The sequence below is a fragment of the Ktedonobacter sp. SOSP1-85 genome (assembly GCF_016587415.1).
In the GTDB taxonomy this organism is placed as follows: domain Bacteria; phylum Chloroflexota; class Ktedonobacteria; order Ktedonobacterales; family Ktedonobacteraceae; genus Ktedonobacter.
On sequence record NZ_BNJI01000001.1, the window covers coordinates 321,325 to 338,101 of the forward strand.

General features: G+C 55.5%; 12 protein-coding genes. 5 read left to right on the forward strand and 7 right to left on the reverse strand.

The genetic code is table 11. From position 1 onward, the window contains the following. Window positions 1-225 precede the first annotated feature (225 nt). Complete coding sequence (locus KTE_RS01585; protein WP_201377756.1) at window positions 226-1,458, forward strand: MFS transporter; 1,233 nt, start codon at window positions 226-228, stop codon at window positions 1,456-1,458. A 495-nt stretch (window positions 1,459-1,953) separates the two neighbouring features. On the opposite strand, the gene KTE_RS01590 is transcribed toward KTE_RS01585, so the two are convergent. The 3 genes from KTE_RS01590 to KTE_RS01600 all read right to left on the reverse strand — a co-directional run bounded on the left by KTE_RS01590 (window position 1,954) and on the right by KTE_RS01600 (window position 4,605). After that, entirely contained in the window at window positions 1,954-2,550 is a 597-nt protein-coding gene (locus KTE_RS01590) for a GNAT family N-acetyltransferase (protein WP_201377758.1), read from the reverse strand. A 145-nt stretch (window positions 2,551-2,695) separates the two neighbouring features. Beyond that, on the reverse strand, window positions 2,696-3,670 hold the full coding sequence (locus tag KTE_RS01595) for an ABC transporter substrate-binding protein (protein WP_236600632.1): 975 nt from the start codon (window positions 3,668-3,670) through the stop codon (window positions 2,696-2,698). An 8-nt stretch (window positions 3,671-3,678) separates the two neighbouring features. Then, window positions 3,679-4,605: a sucrase ferredoxin gene (locus tag KTE_RS01600; protein ID WP_201377762.1), complete on the reverse strand. Its 927-nt coding sequence runs from the start codon at window positions 4,603-4,605 to the stop codon at window positions 3,679-3,681. 208 nt (window positions 4,606-4,813) lie between these two features. On the opposite strand from KTE_RS01600, the gene KTE_RS01605 reads away from it, so the two are divergent. Together KTE_RS01605 and KTE_RS01610 are read left to right on the forward strand one after the other, a co-directional pair. Then, a complete protein-coding gene (locus tag KTE_RS01605) occupies window positions 4,814-5,443 on the forward strand; it encodes a TetR/AcrR family transcriptional regulator (RefSeq protein ID WP_201377764.1) in 630 nt (209 codons plus the stop codon). A gap of 69 nt (window positions 5,444-5,512) precedes the next feature. Beyond that, window positions 5,513-8,737, forward strand: a complete 3,225-nt coding sequence (locus KTE_RS01610) for a bifunctional cytochrome P450/NADPH--P450 reductase (RefSeq protein WP_201377774.1) — start codon at window positions 5,513-5,515, stop codon at window positions 8,735-8,737. 332 nt (window positions 8,738-9,069) lie between these two features. On the opposite strand, the gene KTE_RS01615 is transcribed toward KTE_RS01610, so the two are convergent. The 4 genes from KTE_RS01615 to KTE_RS01630 are packed head-to-tail and all read right to left on the reverse strand — an operon-like array spanning window position 9,070 to window position 14,447. Next, window positions 9,070-10,527, reverse strand: a complete 1,458-nt coding sequence (locus KTE_RS01615) for a S41 family peptidase (protein WP_201377776.1) — start codon at window positions 10,525-10,527, stop codon at window positions 9,070-9,072. Further along, window positions 10,511-11,110, reverse strand: coding sequence for a hypothetical protein (locus KTE_RS01620; RefSeq protein WP_201377778.1), 600 nt, complete (start codon window positions 11,108-11,110; stop codon window positions 10,511-10,513). Before KTE_RS01620 ends, KTE_RS01615 begins: the two co-directional genes overlap by 17 nt. A gap of 35 nt (window positions 11,111-11,145) precedes the next feature. Beyond that, window positions 11,146-13,683 carry an ABC transporter permease gene (locus KTE_RS01625; protein WP_201377780.1) on the reverse strand — a complete coding sequence of 846 codons (2,538 nt, stop codon included), beginning with the start codon at window positions 13,681-13,683 and terminating at the stop codon, window positions 11,146-11,148. After that, a complete protein-coding gene (locus KTE_RS01630; protein ID WP_201377782.1) occupies window positions 13,680-14,447 on the reverse strand; it encodes an ABC transporter ATP-binding protein in 768 nt (255 codons plus the stop codon). Before KTE_RS01630 ends, KTE_RS01625 begins: the two co-directional genes overlap by 4 nt. Before the next feature lie 298 nt (window positions 14,448-14,745). Here KTE_RS01630 and KTE_RS01635 point away from each other — a divergent pair, with 298 nt between their 5' ends. Next, complete coding sequence (locus KTE_RS01635) at window positions 14,746-16,086, forward strand: sensor histidine kinase (RefSeq protein ID WP_201377784.1); 1,341 nt, start codon at window positions 14,746-14,748, stop codon at window positions 16,084-16,086. Continuing rightward, complete coding sequence (locus KTE_RS01640; protein ID WP_201377786.1) at window positions 16,083-16,775, forward strand: response regulator transcription factor; 693 nt, start codon at window positions 16,083-16,085, stop codon at window positions 16,773-16,775. The genes KTE_RS01635 and KTE_RS01640 overlap by 4 nt, the downstream gene beginning before the upstream one ends. Window positions 16,776-16,777 lie beyond the last annotated feature (2 nt).

Consider the following 16,777-nt stretch of genomic DNA (forward strand, 5'->3'; position numbering starts at 1 on the left):
TTGTATGAGAATAACATGCAGGAACCGTTTGCAAGCGCCACTACTCCAGTTGATTCAGCGTGTCTAATAGATTAGACAGCCTGGTCACGCTGTGATAGCTCATTGCTGTCTGGTTGTTCTAAATCAAACGTTATTTAAAACAATATGGAAAGTTTTTATCGTATGTTCAACAAATTGGCTCTATCAGGGGACCGACTCTCCAGTGTGCTCGCTGGACCTTGGAGCATGAAACTCTTCTACCTCGGCTATTTTTCCGCAATGGGCATTTACCTGCCCTACCTCGGTCTCTATCTAGGGGCCGTTGGACTATCTGGTACACAGATAGGTTTGACCGCCTCGATGTTGCCTCTGGCGGGCGTGGTGATGCCACCAATATGGGGGTTGCTCAGCGATCGCTATAGCTGGCGTAAACAATTGTTGATCGTAACGCTACTGGGCGCGATAATTACCTCGCTTCTGCTCTGGCTGATTGCTCATTCCTTTCTAGTGCTACTCCTATGTATTATTGTGTTGGCAATATCACTCAGTCCAGTAATTCCGCTGGCCGATGCTATTACACTTCAATGGATCGGCCAGCGTGGTGGCAGCTATGGAACGGTCCGCGTTTATGGTTCTATTGGTTTTCTCGTCGCGGCCATTGCGGCGGGGAGCTTTCTGAATGAAGTTGGCATCACCGCGCTGTTCCTGCTGCTAGCCGTCGTATTTTGTGGTCCTTTTCTCGCCAGCTTCTTCGTGCCCACTCAGAGCAAGGTGAGCATGACACACGTGAAAAGGCGTGAGCTGGTAGTACTGCTTCATGATCGCACGCTGCTTCTGTTCCTGCTACTCTGTATGGTAGGCTATGGTACCTTCGCAGCCTATAATACCTTCTTTGGCCTCTACCTGCGTGGGCTTGGAGTGAGCACCAGGGCCATCGGCCTGGCATCGGGAATGGCAAGCCTGAGCGAACTGCCGACCATGATGCTCTCCGGCATCATGATGAAACGATTAGGCGTTAAATGGCTGCTGCTGATCGGTTTGAGTGTGGCGGTTGTGCGCTGGCTAGCCTATGCGATCTTTACGGACTATAGCGTACTATTCGCCTTCACGCTGCTACATGGCGTCTCGTTTGCTAGCTTCTATACCGCCGCGGTGACCTTTATCGATCGGTACGTGCCGATTCACCTGCGGACAACAGGGCAGACATTGTTCTATGGTACAAGCTTCGGACTGGGTACCTGGGCAAGCACCAACCTGTTTGGCACACTCTATGAACGACTACATGGCAGTGGAATATTTCTAGTGGCTGCAGTCCTCTGCGCCGCCTCTCTCCTCGGTCTGCTCCTGTTGATACCACGCAATCCTGCTCCTGTGAGCAGCGAAATAAGCCAGCGAAGCAGAACATGTGCACGTGAAAATGCAACCGCTCTTCCTCAAGAATACAAGCCAAAGGAGAAAAAGGTCGAGGAATCTCATTAACTCGTTGCACATCCCGTGGGTCGAGCCTGTGGGTTTCACCCACAGCCTGCTCCACGCTATGGCGTGGTTCTCAAAAGCAAGCGCAAAGCCAAAACCAAGGGCTAATCTCTCGACGAGAGTCGTCAATGTGAGCATGTTTTCCTTTTTGCAGAACTTGCGTTGCAAGTTCTCATAGGTCCTGTTTATCTAAACAGCAAAAAATAAAAAAAGAGAAACCTCTTGCCCACCATTTGGGGGAGAGAAGAAGTGTGATCCTCAAATCGCTCCCACCTCTAAACGAAGGTGGGGGAAAGAAGAGAAGAAACATCGGATGTTATCTTTGTGCTCTTCCTGTTCTGGAGGATATTCTTCCTCTCGTTAATGGCTTTGTGGCGTTGGGGTGGGCTGGAGAGAAAAAGCGCGGCTTTTCTCCCCAGTCCAGTGTAAAGTCACACTCAGTCCAGTGCAAAAACAACATCTACAACATCTACAACAAATATGTGTGAAAAGTGCGCATTAGCGCTGCATCATCTGCTCCAGGCGAGCTTTGACGGAGGGCCATTCGCTATCGATCACACTGTAGTAGACCGAGTGGCGCAGGTAGCCGTCAGGCATGATGACACAGTTGCGCAGGATGCCCTCTTTCACACCGCCGATGCGTTCAATGGCTCGCTGTGATTGCTCGTTGCGGCTATCGGTCTTGAGCTGCACACGAATGGCGCCCAGGGTTTCGAAGGCATGGCGCAGGAGGAGATATTTACATTCTGTATTGATGCCGGTGCGCTGTACGGCTGGAGTGAGCCAGGTCCAGCCAATCTCCAGACCACGATCCTTGGGGATAATATTTAAATAGCGTGTCGATCCCACTGCCTTGTCTGTTTCCCGACTGATAATGGCGAAGGGTAATTCATGGCCAGTTGCCTGGGCCTGTTGAGCGGTCTCGATCCACTGCTCCATGGCTGCAAACGAGACGCCTGGATTGGCGGACATATAGCGCCAGATCCGCGCCTCCTGGCCAGCGGCATAAAGATCGGCTGCGTGTTTCAGCTGAAGTGGTTCGAGTCTGGCGACCTTCCCTTCAAGTGTGATCGATGCGATGTGCATATATGACATGGGCGTGTTGCTCCTCTGCTACTTCATTTCTGCCTCTATTCTACGGGGCAATTGGATACAAGACAAGTGCCACTTCGCGCTTCTTTTTCATACCACTTTCTTGCTACCTATTTTCGCCATCGATCACACCACCCCCATGCCTACTTTACTGTGCGGGTGCCAGGTCCTTGGTGAGATCGGCGACGACGTGGGTAGCCGCGCCTATCCCCAGGCCTTCCATCCAGGTATCGTCGTCAACCTGGTAGACTTTCTTGTCCTTGACGGCGTTTAACTGTTGCCAGTCGGGCTGATTTGTGAGCGCTTTGAGCTGATCATTGCTTCTATCATAGAGCGTCATGAAGATGACATCTCCATCCATCTGGGCGATATTATCGTAGGTGTTGTCCTGGGAGAATTTCTTCTGCTGGTCCTGCCCCACTGGACGGGGAAGCCCGGCATCCTGCAAGATACGGCCAATAAAGGTATCCTGCATATAGATGCGAACGCGGTCAGGCATAATCCGCAGAACTGAGACATGAGTCTTGCCCAGGCTCTCGCCCTCCTGGGTTTTCAGCGCTGTAATGCTCTGCTGATACTGCTGCAAGAGGAGCGTGCCCTCTTGCTCTTTATTTAAAGCTTTGGCATAGAGGGTCAGGTTCGCCTTCCAGGTTGAACCAACCGTCTCGGTATAGATCGCGGGCGAAATCAGCGAGAGTTTACTGTAGATGTCCTCGTGGTAGACCTTACTGCCAAGGATGAGATCGGGTTTGAGCTTTGTAATGGCTTGCAGGTCGGGTTGCGCGGTAGTTCCGACTGTAGGGATCTGGTGGCTCGCCTCCTGGAGATACCCCGGATAGGATGCGCCTTGCTCGGGTATGACGGCTCCCACAGGGGTAATACCCAGGGCCAGACTATCATCCAGCGCCTCTGTATCGAGCACGACCACGCGTTGGGGTTGAATGGGTATCTGGGTCGTCCCCATGGCGTGCGTGAGTGGGTGGGTACTTATCATGGTCGCAGTCGGCGTACGAGATGCCGTGGGAGGAGCCGATGTATCAGTGCAGGCAGTTAGCAGACAGAGCAGAGCCAGGAGCAGCGGCCAGGAGCCTGCCCAGAAGCGACGCGAGACACGTGTATCCATCACCAACATCATCCTTTATGAGAGGCGACGAGTGGGGCATGGCTATAGTGTCGCAAGTGGTAATAGGTAATGGTATGCTTCCAGGTCCCCTTGCAGGTGCTATAGCTGGTGACCTCGCGTGGCTCGCATGCGAGCGTAAGTGTATGCCTGCTCTCGTCGCCAGTAGCTTGAAAAACAACGGAGAAGAGCAAGCTCTCGCCCTCCTGGCGCGTCTCAACCAGGCGAAATGCCTGGAGGTGGTTATCGTGACACGCCCGGCGGAGAAAATAATCAGCGGCCTGCTCAACCGCATTATAACAGCTCTGTCCACGATATTTTACAAGGTAGATCTGCTCTTGACGATATGCCTCAACAATGCGCGGCACATCGGAGCGCGTGACCTGGCCGTAGTAAATAGCATGCGGGAAGCAGACCACGTTGGCAGCAAATTTATCGCCCCCCAGGTGCGAGGTCTGCCAGGCCTGCTCCCCTACCAGGGCGCGCAGCTCATTATAAATAGGCAAGCCGAATTTAGCACAGCACTGATCGTGCTTCCCATGCGTACAGACAAGGTAGAGTGGCTCATCGGTGCGATGGGCCTGGTGGCGCTGAGGATAGCGCGCGATATCTGCCATGTCGAGGGCGAGCAGATCCTCATACCGGCGCAGCTGAAAGCTATAGAGCAGGAAGTGCCCCTCGCGGGCGACGGCCAGAAAACACCGGGGCGCGGCGACCGGCTGATTATGCTGCTTGATTAACTGTACGCGCAGGCGCGGTAGCCCTTGACGTTGAGCTGCCACCCACTCCTTGATGCTCTCGGGCAGGGTGCTCTCTTCCAGGGCTTTATGATGCCAGGTACCTGTATATTCCAGAAGCAGCCAGGTATCTGCGTGCGTGGCGCTGCCAATGATGGGCTCTTCACGACAAACCTGGGCGCAGAATGTCCTCTCTGTCACGTTCCACAACTTCCAATCCAATAGTGCTTTGGGTACAAAACCTAGTGTACCAGTCGGATATTAGCATAGCCTAATGTCTCCCGTCAAGGTTTCTCTTCCTGGTTCGCAAGCTCGCCAGGGGGTAAGGGGGTCTAGGGTGTGGGTGCAAAGGCATAAACATGCTCCCAGATCCTTGACATATCAAAGATAGTGAATTATAATTCAGTTTATGAATGGCAATTCAGTTACACCACACAACCTAGAGGAAAAACGCGGCTCCCGGCGTCGGGCGCGCACCAGGGCCGATATTCTGGCGGCCGCACGCCAGGTCTTCGCGGCTCGTGGCTATCATGCCGCAAGCATAGCTGAAATTGCCGAGCGTGCGGATATTGGCGTAGGAACCTTCTACCTGCACTTTCACGATAAGGACGAGGCCTTTACCACCCTCCTGCATGAGTGCTTTAGTGAGACGCGCCAACGCGTCCAGCAGGCCGTCGAGGAGGAGGGGCAATCCCTCCTGGTGGTCCTGCAGGCGATTTTCCGCTACGCCTATGCTCAACGCGATCTCTTTCGGATCGCTTTTCACGCGGATATGCAATATGCCCGCATCTCTCGCGTGCAGACGGCCATCGCCGAGATCTTAACGCCGATTCTGACCGCCGCACATGAGAAGGAACCACTGGTGGGCTACGATTTTTCCATGCAAATTTGCTTTGTAACAGGGATGATTACGCAAGGTATTGCGCAGTGGCTGGAGCATGAGGAGGCCGATCCCGAGAAAATTGTGGCGCAAATGCTGTTTCTATTGCGCCACGGGCTTCCCGAACAGGTGCTGACCGGCAACAAGCCGGAGGCGTAAAGCTTCCTGCCTGCTACGCACTACCTTGATCTGGTAACCCTCTACTGCTGAGAGGATTTAAATAGACTTATGCAAATAGAAGAAAAAGCACTCGCGCCTATTCCCCAACCACCCAAAAAACCACTGGTGGGGAACCTGTACTCCCTTGATCACGCACTTCCCACGCTGAGCATGATGGACCTGGCTCGCGAGTTGGGACCCATCTTTCAACTTGAGATTCCTGGTCGCCGCACCGTCATCGTCTCGGGCTTTGAGTTAGCCGACGAACTCAGCGATGAGACACGCTTCGATAAACGCGTCTGGCGGCCCCTGCAAAATGTGCGCATGTTCGCTGGCGATGGTCTCTTCACCGCCTATACCCAGGAGGCAAATTGGCACAAAGCCCATAATATTCTGCTGCCAAACTTCAGTATGCGCGCCATGCAGGGCTACATTCCCATGATGCAGGACATCGCGGAACAGTTGCTAGGCAAATGGGAACGCCTGAATGCTAACGAGGAGATCGACGTGGTCAGCGACATGACCCGTCTGACCCTCGACACCATTGGCCTGTGCGGCTTTGACTATCGCTTCAACTCGTTCTATCGCGAAGATCTGCACCCCTTCATCCAGAGCATGGGTAATGCTCTGGGCGAGTCGATGGCGCGTGGCCGCCGCCTGGCGCTGCAAGAGAAGTTGATGGTCAATAAGCATCGCCAGTTCCAGGCCGACGTGGACTTCATGAACAACCTGGTGGACCAGGTCATTCGCGAACGCAAGGCTGGTGGCGAGAACGCGCAGAAAAAAGACCTGCTCAGCTATATGCTCAGTGGCGTTGATAAGCAATCGGGCGAGGGTCTCGACGATATCAATATCCGCTACCAGATCATTACCTTCCTGATCGCTGGACATGAGACTACTAGCGGCCTGCTCTCCTTCTCGCTCTACTTCCTGCTCAAGCACCCCGAAGTATTGGCGAAGGCCTATGACGAGGTAGATCGCGTGCTGGGTCCCGATACCTCGGTCAAGCCCACGTTCCAGCAGATCAATAAATTGCAATATATCTCGCAGATTCTCAAGGAGAGCCTGCGTCTCTGGCCGACCGCGCCCCTTTTTTCGGTCTATCCCTATGAAGAGACAGTCGTTGGCGATAAGTATCGCATGGATAAAGATAGCGAATGGGCTATCCTTATTCCTATGCTCCACCGCGACAAGAGCGTTTGGGGCGAAGACGCCAACGAGTTCAATCCGGATCACTTTAGCCACGAGGCCGAGGCCACCCGCCCAGCCAATGCCTATAAGCCCTTCGGCAATGGCGAACGTGCCTGCATCGGACGCCAGTTCGCTATGCAGGAAGCCACCCTGGTCCTGGGGCAGATCCTCCAGCGCTTCAACCTGCTTGATCCCCATAACTATGAGCTCAAGATCAAGCAGACGCTGACCCTTAAGCCCGAGGGCTTCGCGATGAAGGTGCGCAAACGCAGTGATGCCGAACGCAACCTTCAAGGCTTCGTTAAGCCAGTCGAGGTGACCAATACCAGGGAGAAGAAGAAGGCGCAGGTGGTCGCTAACCAGCACCACACGCCGCTGCTCGTCCTACATGGCTCGAACATGGGAACCTCAGAGGAGTTGGCGCATACAATCATGGAAGATGGCAAACTACGCGGCTTCGACGCCCAGGTGGCCTCGCTGGACGACTATACACGTAAGCTCCCCACCAAGGGCGTGGTCGTAGTGGTCACCTCGTCCTATAACGGGACCCCGCCAGATAACGCTGCTGCATTCTGCGCCTGGCTTCAGGAAGATATGGCTGCCAACTCCCTCGAGGATGTCAAATATACTGTCTTTGGCAGCGGCAACCACGACTGGTTCGCGACCTTCCAGGCCATTCCGCGCCTCGTCGATAGCCGCCTGGAGCAGTGTGGCGCGCAACGCATCTATCCTCGCGGCGAGGGCGATGCCGCCGATGACTTCGATGGCCAGTTCCAGGCCTGGTATCAGTCGCTCTGGAGCGAGTTGGGGCAGACGCTCAACCTGGACCTCGGCGCCAGCGATGCGGCCACGGGCCCTCGCTACGAGGTAGAGGTCCTGACCGAGACGGAGGCTCCCAATCCCTTTGTCGCCTCCTTCGGCGCGCATGGTATGCGCATCGTGGCCAATCGCGAGTTGAATAGCAAAGAGGCGGAGCGCTCTACGCGTCATGTTGAGCTGGCGCTCCCCATGGGTAGTGCCTATCGCGCGGGTGACCACCTGGGCATTGTCGCGCGCAACACACCGGAGATGGTCAAGCGTGTCGCGGCCCACTTCCACTTCGCGGAAGATGCCAAGATTCGCCTGCGCCAGGGCGATGAGCGCCGCACGCACTTGCCTATTAATGAGCCGGTGCGCGTCTTCGACCTGCTCGCCGACTATGTCGAGCTTCAGGAGGTCGCGACCCGCACACAGATCAAGGTCCTGGCCGAGCAGACCGAGTGTCCGCCGGAAAAGATGCGCCTGTTGGCCCTCTGTGGCGATGACGAGGCCAGCGCGGCACGCTATCGCGAAGAGGTCCTGGCCAAGCGCAAGACCCTGATAGACCTCCTGGAGGAGAATCCAGCCAGCGAGTTGCCCTTCCACATGTATCTGGAGATGTTGCCGCCGATTCGGCCACGCTACTACTCCATCTCGTCGTCGCCCCTCAAGGACGCCGAGCAGTGCAGTATTACTGTGGGCGTCATCGACGAGCCAGCCTGGTCGGGGCATGGTGCGTACCAGGGCGTCTGCTCCAACTACCTGAAAAACCTGGAGCCGGGCCAGATCGCCTACGCCTTCGTGCGCGACACCAGGTCGACTTTCCGCCTGCCAGAGGATGCGCGCACTCCCTTGATCATGGTTGGCCCCGGCACCGGCCTGGCTCCCTTCCGTGGCTTCTTGCAGGAGCGCGCCGCCCAGCGCGAGGCGGGTCAGCCCGTTGGACCCAGCCTGCTCTTCTTCGGCTGCCGCCATTCGCGCCAGGACTTTCTCTACGAGGATGAATTGAAGGCCTTTGAGCAGCAAGGCGTGACCGAGCTGCATACCGCGTTCTCCCGCGAGCAGGAACAGAAGGTCTACGTCCAGCACCAGCTCTGGGAGCAGCGCGCTCGTGTGTGGGAGCTACTGGAGCTGGGAGCCATCATCTACGTCTGTGGCGATGCCAGCCAGATGGCACCTGACGTACAGGCGACCTTCGCCCGCATCTATCAGGAGCAGACCGGCAAGAGCGCCTCTGAGGCGCAGCAGTGGCTCCAGGAGCTGGTAGACCGCAATCGCTACCTTGTGGATGTCTGGGGCAACTAATATCGATAGACACCTATCGCCCCTATTATTCACCACCGTTCACCGTGAGGGATGTATGCGCTATGGCGCATACATCCCTCATTTTCTTACGCGGAAATAGCCCTACTGCCTACCCAGAGCTATTTCAATCTTGAAAAACAGTTCTTTTCGAAGGTGAGCACAGCGGGCAGAATATGAGGAGCACACTTCAGAAGCACTCCTCCGCCGGCAACACGGCGTTGAGCAAGAACAGAAAGCCCATTTGCTGTGCTACTTCCAGCAGGATGTAGAGAAACCGTTTGGATATAAAAGCGCCAGCATCTCCTTGTTACTAGCTCAAACCTGAGACCTTGCTAGAGACCCTGAAGCGCTTTCTCAAGAACGGGATCACGGCCCGCGGCCAGGTCCGCCTGCGTGGACTGCACTTCATCGTCAGGCGGCACACCAATGCCATCGACGATCTCTCCGGCTGGACCTTGCATGAATGAAACGGGCACGATCACGACACTCCCATCGTCGAGAAAGAAACCGCTAGACGGTCCAGAGACCACTCCCGCCGTTCTTTCTCCCACCAGGCGTCCCAGGTGGAGATCACGAATATCCATTGCGGTCGCATCGCAGGCAGACCCGCAGCCTCGATCAATCAGAGCAACTAGCCGGACGTGGAGCAGCGGTACACGTTCATCTGTTCTCTGATCTGTGCGTTGCCCCTGTTTGTCAACAAAGGAAGCAATGATCTTGTTGTGGACAAACAGACTGATAACGCGCCTCTGTTCCTCTACATCTCCCCCTCCGTTCCCGCGCAGATCGAGAATCACGCCCTTGAGTTGCGCTCCCGCCCCTTGCACGGCGCGGTTGATCTGCTCATAGACGCCTCTCTTAAACTCCGTGAAGTGCACATAGAGGATGTTCCCAGCCAGCATCCGTGTAGAAACGAGAGGAGCGTCTGGATAAGCGGCTGGAGTAAGGTTTACGCTTATGGTCTTATCAGATCCGGGATGCCGCACCTGGAGTTGTACGGGCGTCGAATCAGATATCTGTAGTACTACCTGCTGCACTGGTTGTTGACCGATAAAAGGGGAAATCCCATTGATCGTGACGATGGTATCACCAGGGCGCACGCCAGCCTGCTCCGCCGGGCTGCCCGGATCAACCTGCAGAATATAGAGCGGAGGCAAGGCATACATGAACTGGTCGGGATCAAAAAGGAGGTGAATACCCAGCCCGATCCGGGTGCTGGGTTGGGCACCCGGATCGGGCTGGGCGGGCCTATAATAGGCGTGGTTATCATGCAAACTGTTCACCATCTCAGCAATCGCCGCTGCCACAAGTTCTCGCTGGTTCAACGAACGATGCGCTGTCATCGTCGTGTATGTCTGCTCAAACGCCTGCCAGTCCTTCTGACGATCACCGGTCAGCGCGGGCAAGGCGGCGCTACGCAGATCCTGGTGCTGTTGGACAAGGTAGTTGACCATACCGATCATCGCGTGTTGGAGCAGGCTCCGGGAATCGAGAGCTGTTGGATATCTATCGAGAATACAGTTATATGCCTGTTTTATGGTGTGTGCGCTGCTGGCAGCCGGGGCCGCATTTGGCGCAAATGGCGACGATCCAGCATCGCACGATGCCTGACCTAACACGATGGGAGGTGCCGCGCGCCACGTGAGATACCAGAGGCCCGCAGCGATCAGCACCGCCGCAATCAGTAGGCGCACCAGCGTGACACTATCCTGCCGCCACCATTGCCTGCCGGAGAGAGACGCCATTGTCTCTCTTCCCTGAATCTCCGGCTTTTCACTTACTTTTCCCATTTGTATTGTCTCCTTCGGAAAATGCATCTACTATATGAAAATTTAAGTCGTCCTGGTTCATACTGTGCATATTCTCGTCTGCCTGCTGCTGTGTCAAAACATGCTGTTCTACCAGTACTGCGTGAGCCTGTTGGACCGCAGTAACCTCTATCGTATGGAGCTGCGTCTGTGAAATGCCATGCGCGCTGGCAAGATTGCTTAACCATTGCGCGACCTCGGCTGCAGCTATTTCTTTCTTGTTAGAACTGCTGTTTGCATGAAACGTCGATTGTAAATTGCTCTGTATTTGCTGCTCAGTCATATGCAATCCCTGAGCAACATGCGCTCTCAGTGTCTGCCAGTAAACCTCAGGATAGTCATCCCAGGGAGCATGGGTAGGGCCTTGTGTTGGTCTCTCTCCTGTGCGCGAACCTGTGCTCGAAGAGGCGTTGTTCGTGGTATACACCTGCCAGCCGACCACGAGCAGCGCGCCCAGAATAACAATCCCTCCCAGCAGCAGCAGAAAAGGCGCAGGGCGCAATTTCTGCTGCTGCTGTGGCTTTTGCTGTAGCAGTCTCATTTGTTGCTCATCCTTGTTCAGCATCCTTTACTCCTTCTATTGCTTTGTCAAATGTTTAGCTAGTCTTCATAGCGCAATGCTTCCGCGGGCAAGATGCCAGATGCTCGTTGAGCGGGGACGAAGGTGCACACGAAAGACACCAGGTAGCAGCCCAGCAAGAGGCCAAGCGTGGGAAGCAGCGGGATCGAGAAATCTCTAGAGGTGGCGTGAGCAATCTGTGAGACCAGCCACCAGGTCAGGGTCGTGCCAATGAGCAGGCTCAATGTCACGATAAAACTCGCCTCCAGCAAGAACGAGCGCCGTACCAGTACCCGTGAGAAGCCCAGGGCGCGCAGCATGCCGATCTGCTGCCGTCGCTCGGCTACGGCGCGAATAGCGATGACGCCAATCGAAACCGCGCTAAAGAAGATCCCAATGACCAGGTACGCGACTAAAAACCGTGTAATGCTCGTCGTGTAGGCATTTTGTGCGGCGACAAGCAGTGCATCGGATGGGCTGGAGGACGTGTCCACCACCTGCTGCGCGATCCCGAGATTGTTCGTCATGACAAGCATGATCAGGAACTGCACCAGGCTGAGCAGGGAGACAGCGACTCCGGTACGGAAGCGAAATGTCAGCGGATAGGAGAGACTTGTGCGGCTGATTGGTGCCAGACCCCGCACCTGCCGGAAGATCGTATGCAGTGCGCTTGCCAGACCGTCACTGTTCACCAGCGCCAGCACAACCAGGCCAATCAGCGGCAGGAGCAGGCTGAACAGGAGGCTAAGCGCGATATCCTGGAGCTCGGTCTTGCCTGATGATGGCATTATGCTGGTAAAAACGAAGAGCAACGTCCCTGCCCCTGTCTGAAGGCCATACAGAAGCCAGCCCAGGCCGATAAGCATTCGGCCAAGCCAGTGGCCCAATGACACCGGGAGGCGGAGGACAGTACTCAGCCAGGTAAGAAGCAGGCCCGCGCCACCGATCAGCACGGCCATGCCCAATTGTTCTAGCCAGTTTGTGCCCAGACTCTGCCCCAGTCGCAGCAACAGGAATCCCACCAGCAGGCAGAGCGGGCCGCGCACGAAGAATGCTCTCAGCAAACGCAGGATAACGACGCCGCGCCGTGTCAGCGCTGGCGCGGTTCTCAGCTCGCCCAGAAGATCCTTGAGGCCCGCCTGGCCGGGAAGATCGTCCAGATTACGGATCGTGGTGACAATGTTGCTCTGACTGATCCAGGTGCCAGTCAACCATGTTACGATGAGCGTTGCCAGCAAGCCGATACACAACACGCTCAGCACGCTCTGCCAGTTTATCCAGAGCTGAAGTGGAAGTCCCGCGCTCGATACGAAGCTCAGAGAGGGGAGCGTCGAGAGCGTCAGTAATTCAAGCTTCAGGACGCCCAGGCCGAGCAGCACCCCTGGGACGACTGCCAGCAGACTATAGCCACAACATTCGATCAGCATGGCCTGGACCAGGTGATGCCGCTGCAAACCGATGGCCCGAGCCATGCCCAGTTCCATCCGTCGATCCGCCGCCAGGAACAGGCACAATAACACCAGGAGCAAGAGGCCCGCACTGAGTAACAGGCCCATACAGACAGGGAGTAACAGCTCAACCTGTCGGCCAGCCGACGTTGTCCAGAAATCACTTTTGTTCGAGAGCGGGTTCCAACCTGTGTACTCTACCGTATTTGGATTGAGAGGGTGAATGGTCGTACTATCAAGAGGAACGGGAAGCCTCCCGCGTGCATCCGTCGGTGTGTGAAAGAGCTGCTCTAAGAAGGAGAGAACGGCCTGGCTGTTCCCCGGACCACCAACATTCTTGATACAGATGATATCTGGGGGCAGAGGTTGATGGGTAGATTGCAGGCTAAATTGCTGGAGCGTCCCCAGCGGAAGGACGATTTCTGGATAGGACCCATTGGCAGCAAGTTCGCCCCCCGTCACGATCGGGTCGTTTGAGAGAATGTCTCGCACGGTCGCGTCTAATGTACCGTCCAGCCCACGCAATGTAATCTGTATGTGATCGCCCGGCTTGACATCCGATGACCTTGCTACTGAACGGCTGAGCAACACTTCGCCAGAGCCAAGGCTCGCGCCAGACACAGTCTGTCCCTGGCTATTGTGCAGAGCGCCATAGACCTGGTCAAAGTCAGGCGGGACCGCCAGAATATACTGATTGGTCTGGGTAGCGCCAGTGCGCTGTACACGAAAATCCGCCGCCAGGGGGTTCAGGTAGGCCGCCGTAGCTGCCTGCACCGTCGCTTGTTGCCGAATGTGCGTGAGGGCGCTGTCAATCTGAGCTTGCGTAAACTGGCCGCTGACAGACTCATCAACATCACCAACTTTTAGCAGGCGGTCAGCCGCCATTGAGTGATAGAGGCTATCCGGTAAGCCAAAGGAGACCGTGAGAAAAATCGAAGAGAGCAGCAGGCCAGCGAGCATGATGAGCGTCTGCGCACGGTGACGCACGATATTGCGCACACCCATCCGCCAGAGCAGCGGGTTGTTCACACTCAGGCCTGCAAGGATCAGCAAGCTTCCTCCCACCAGCACGGCAAGCAGCAAGGCCTGGTTTGTCGCGGAGAGGCCAAAAAGATCCATCAAGAGATTCATCGTTGCGCCCCTTTCCCCTCGAATGCGCCAATCTCCATTTGTGTCTCAATGAGAACATCACTACTAATCAGGCCATCACGCATAGTGATCATGCGACTGGCCTGGCGAGCCACATCGAGCGCGTGCGTGACCCAGACAAAGGTCAGGCCCAGTTCACGATTGAGGGTAAGCATCAAATCAATAATTTCCTGGCTGGTCGTGCTATCAAGCGCGCCCGTCGGCTCATCGGCCCACACAATCGAGGGCGTGGTTGCCAGGGCACGTGCAATCGCGAAACGCTGGCGCTGCCCGCCACTCATCTCCGCCGGACGATGGCTGGCCCAATCGCGCAGGCCCACCTGCTCAATACTGGCAAGCGCGCGGGTACGCGCCATCCTGGCCGAGACACCGCTGACTAGCAGCGGCAGTTCCACATTCTCCAATCCAGTGAGCACAGGAAGTAAGTTATAGGTCTGAAACACAAAGCCCATCTCGCGAGCGCGGAAGAGCGTGAGCTGGCGATCGGAGAGGTGGCGAATATCCTGGTTCGCAATCTTGATGGTTCCCTCCGTCACCCGGTCCAATCCGCTCAGGCAATTGAGCAGCGTGGTCTTGCCGCAGCCACTCGGCCCCATGATGGCGACAACTTCCTTGCGCTGAATACGCAGCGTCACCCCCTGCAGAGCCTTCACCACAACCTTGCCAGTATCGTAGTGCTTGTGAACATCGAGAGCTTCGATAACGATCTCTTCCTGATGTGTAGCGCTGGATCGTTCCAATTCCATTCCTGGTACCTCTTTCTTTAGAATCCTTTACTTATGGCAATTGCTTGCCCTGGACAAAAGTGTAGCCAGGAGTGAAAGATAAAGCTATCGAGAAACTACGCACTTCTTTATCGTCAAGCTCGGCAGCGCGATGATGCCGAAATACGCAGGTGATTGTTGCCGAGATGCGCATATGTGCTTGCGCGAATTGACGTGGTGTCCAGGAGCAGGCCCATGTTATACTTGAGCAGAACTTCTCTCCATTTCTGAAACCCGCCCTGAAAGGCGCACCTTGCAAGCACAAAGAGCGAGGAACACGATGACACACATACTTTTTCATCTCTTCACCAAAAAAGCGGGGAAGAAGCTGGAGCAACAAGATCAACCGAAAAGGTCGCTGAATTGGTTTCTTTTACTCTGGCTCTGTTTCATCTATATGCAATATGTGCTGCCACGTATACCGCTGCTGTTGCAAAAAGGGGATGAAAAACCTTCATCTATTTCCTTTGTTGAAGTGCTCTTCCAAAGAGAGAGCAGAAGCAACGTTCTCCTTGCTCTTGTTGTTTTTACGCTCCTGATGGCGTTTCATGGTAGCCTGCACTGGTCGGTTTTGTTTAGAAATAGTAAGCGGAGCTATCTGTGGCTCTATTTCCCGTTCCAGGCCGGATGCATCTGGCTTATCTATCTCATGACAGACGGGGCAAACGGGGCAAATAACGTCCCTTCAGGACTATGCTTCATGCTGGCTATTGAGGTGATTACCCTGTTCAAACGGATATCTCTGATCATTGTAGCAGCAGCAGGATGTTTGCTTTTTTACTTCACTATTCAAGGATTAACGCTGTTTGTTCTTCCGATGCAGCAGGAATCCAAACTGATCGGGTTAGTCTCGGAAAGCGCATACCTTATTCCGTTCGTCTGCGCCAGCGCCATGCTCTACACCCAACAAACCAGGGCGCACCAGAGAGACCAGAAACTTCTGCGCGAATTGGAGGCTGCTCATATACAGCTCGAAGACTACGCGGTACGGGTCAAGGAGTTGACGCTGACCACAGAGAGACAACGGATGGCCCGCGAACTGCATGATACGCTGGCTCAGGGGCTGGTTGGCCTGACGATGCAACTGGAGACCATCGACTCGCTTCTGATCGAGCAGGGTTATGAGCAGGCGCACACCATTGTCCGGCAGGCCATGACGCGTTCGCGAGCCACGATTACCAGCGCGCGTGCCGCCATCACAGACCTGCGCGCAGAACCAGCCTCCACCAGCGATATTCTCGCGGCCATTGAGAATGAGACACGGCATTTCACGCTAGCGACCGGTATTCCCTGCAGTTGTTGTCTGCAAACGGAGCTGCCGGGCGAGTATCATGAACATCTTTTGCGTATGGTCAGCGAGGGATTAGCCAATATCGCGCGCCACGCCCAGGCCAGCCAGGCCTGGATACGGTCAAGCGTCGAGAATGGGATGATCACGCTGGATATTGAAGATAATGGGATTGGCTTTGACCCTGCACAGATCACGCCCGGGCACTATGGCCTGCAGGGACTGCGGGAACGGGCGCGCCTGATGAACGGCCATCTGCTGATCAACAGCGAGCCGGGTCAGGGCACGACAGTACGCCTCTGCCTTCCTTGTAGAAAGAATGTGTGCTTATGAATGAAAAGCAGGATGACATTCGCGTCGTGGTAGTTGACGACCATCTCGTTGTGCGCGAAGGGCTGCGCATGTTGCTGGAGATCGCTGGCAAAGGCAAAGGCTTTACCATGCTCGGCGACGCGGCGGATGGAGCCACGGCTGTGCATGTGATTGAAGAGCTTCAGCCGGACGTCGTGCTGATGGATCTGCGGATGCCTGGGATGGATGGCCTGGAAGCCATTACCCGGATACGGGAGCGCTGGTCGCATATTGCGGTCGTGATCTTGACGACCTACAATGAAGACGATTTGATGCTGCGCGGGCTACGGGCAGGCGCATGTGGTTATCTGCTCAAGGATACCGACCGCGAGACCTTGTTTCACGCTATTCGCGCGGCGGCTCGTGGTGATATGCTCCTGCAGCCAGAGGTTATGGCCCGCATTCTGGCTCGCACCACTGATACGCCCCACCCGGCATCGTCAGACGCTGAAGCAGATAAAGATAGCATATTGACCGAGCGGGAGCTCGAAGTGTTACAGGCAGTGGCACGCGGCGAACGCAGCAAAGAGATTGCCTCCCGACTCGGCATCAGTCTCCGTACTGTCAGTTCCCATATCACGAGCATCTACACAAAGTTTGGCGTGGATTCGCGCGTCTCAGCGGTGGCCGCTGGCATTGAGCGCGGTCTGCTTTCGCGGGATAGAGAATAATC

Excerpts from the sequence above, each read along its gene's own strand:
- KTE_RS01585 (WP_201377756.1), top strand. The coding sequence starts at position 226 with ATGAAACTCTTCTACCTCGGCTATTTTTCCGCAATGGGCATTTACCTG.
- KTE_RS01590 (WP_201377758.1), bottom strand. The coding sequence starts at position 2,550 with ATGTCATATATGCACATCGCATCGATCACACTTGAAGGGAAGGTCGCC.
- KTE_RS01595 (WP_236600632.1), bottom strand. The coding sequence starts at position 3,670 with ATGGATACACGTGTCTCGCGTCGCTTCTGGGCAGGCTCCTGGCCGCTG.
- KTE_RS01605 (WP_201377764.1), top strand. The coding sequence starts at position 4,814 with ATGAATGGCAATTCAGTTACACCACACAACCTAGAGGAAAAACGCGGC.
- KTE_RS01610 (WP_201377774.1), top strand. The coding sequence starts at position 5,513 with ATGCAAATAGAAGAAAAAGCACTCGCGCCTATTCCCCAACCACCCAAA.
- KTE_RS01615 (WP_201377776.1), bottom strand. The coding sequence starts at position 10,527 with ATGGGAAAAGTAAGTGAAAAGCCGGAGATTCAGGGAAGAGAGACAATG.
- KTE_RS01620 (WP_201377778.1), bottom strand. The coding sequence starts at position 11,110 with ATGCTGAACAAGGATGAGCAACAAATGAGACTGCTACAGCAAAAGCCA.
- KTE_RS01625 (WP_201377780.1), bottom strand. The coding sequence starts at position 13,683 with ATGAATCTCTTGATGGATCTTTTTGGCCTCTCCGCGACAAACCAGGCC.
- KTE_RS01630 (WP_201377782.1), bottom strand. The coding sequence starts at position 14,447 with ATGGAATTGGAACGATCCAGCGCTACACATCAGGAAGAGATCGTTATC.
- KTE_RS01635 (WP_201377784.1), top strand. The coding sequence starts at position 14,746 with ATGACACACATACTTTTTCATCTCTTCACCAAAAAAGCGGGGAAGAAG.
- KTE_RS01640 (WP_201377786.1), top strand. The coding sequence starts at position 16,083 with ATGAATGAAAAGCAGGATGACATTCGCGTCGTGGTAGTTGACGACCAT.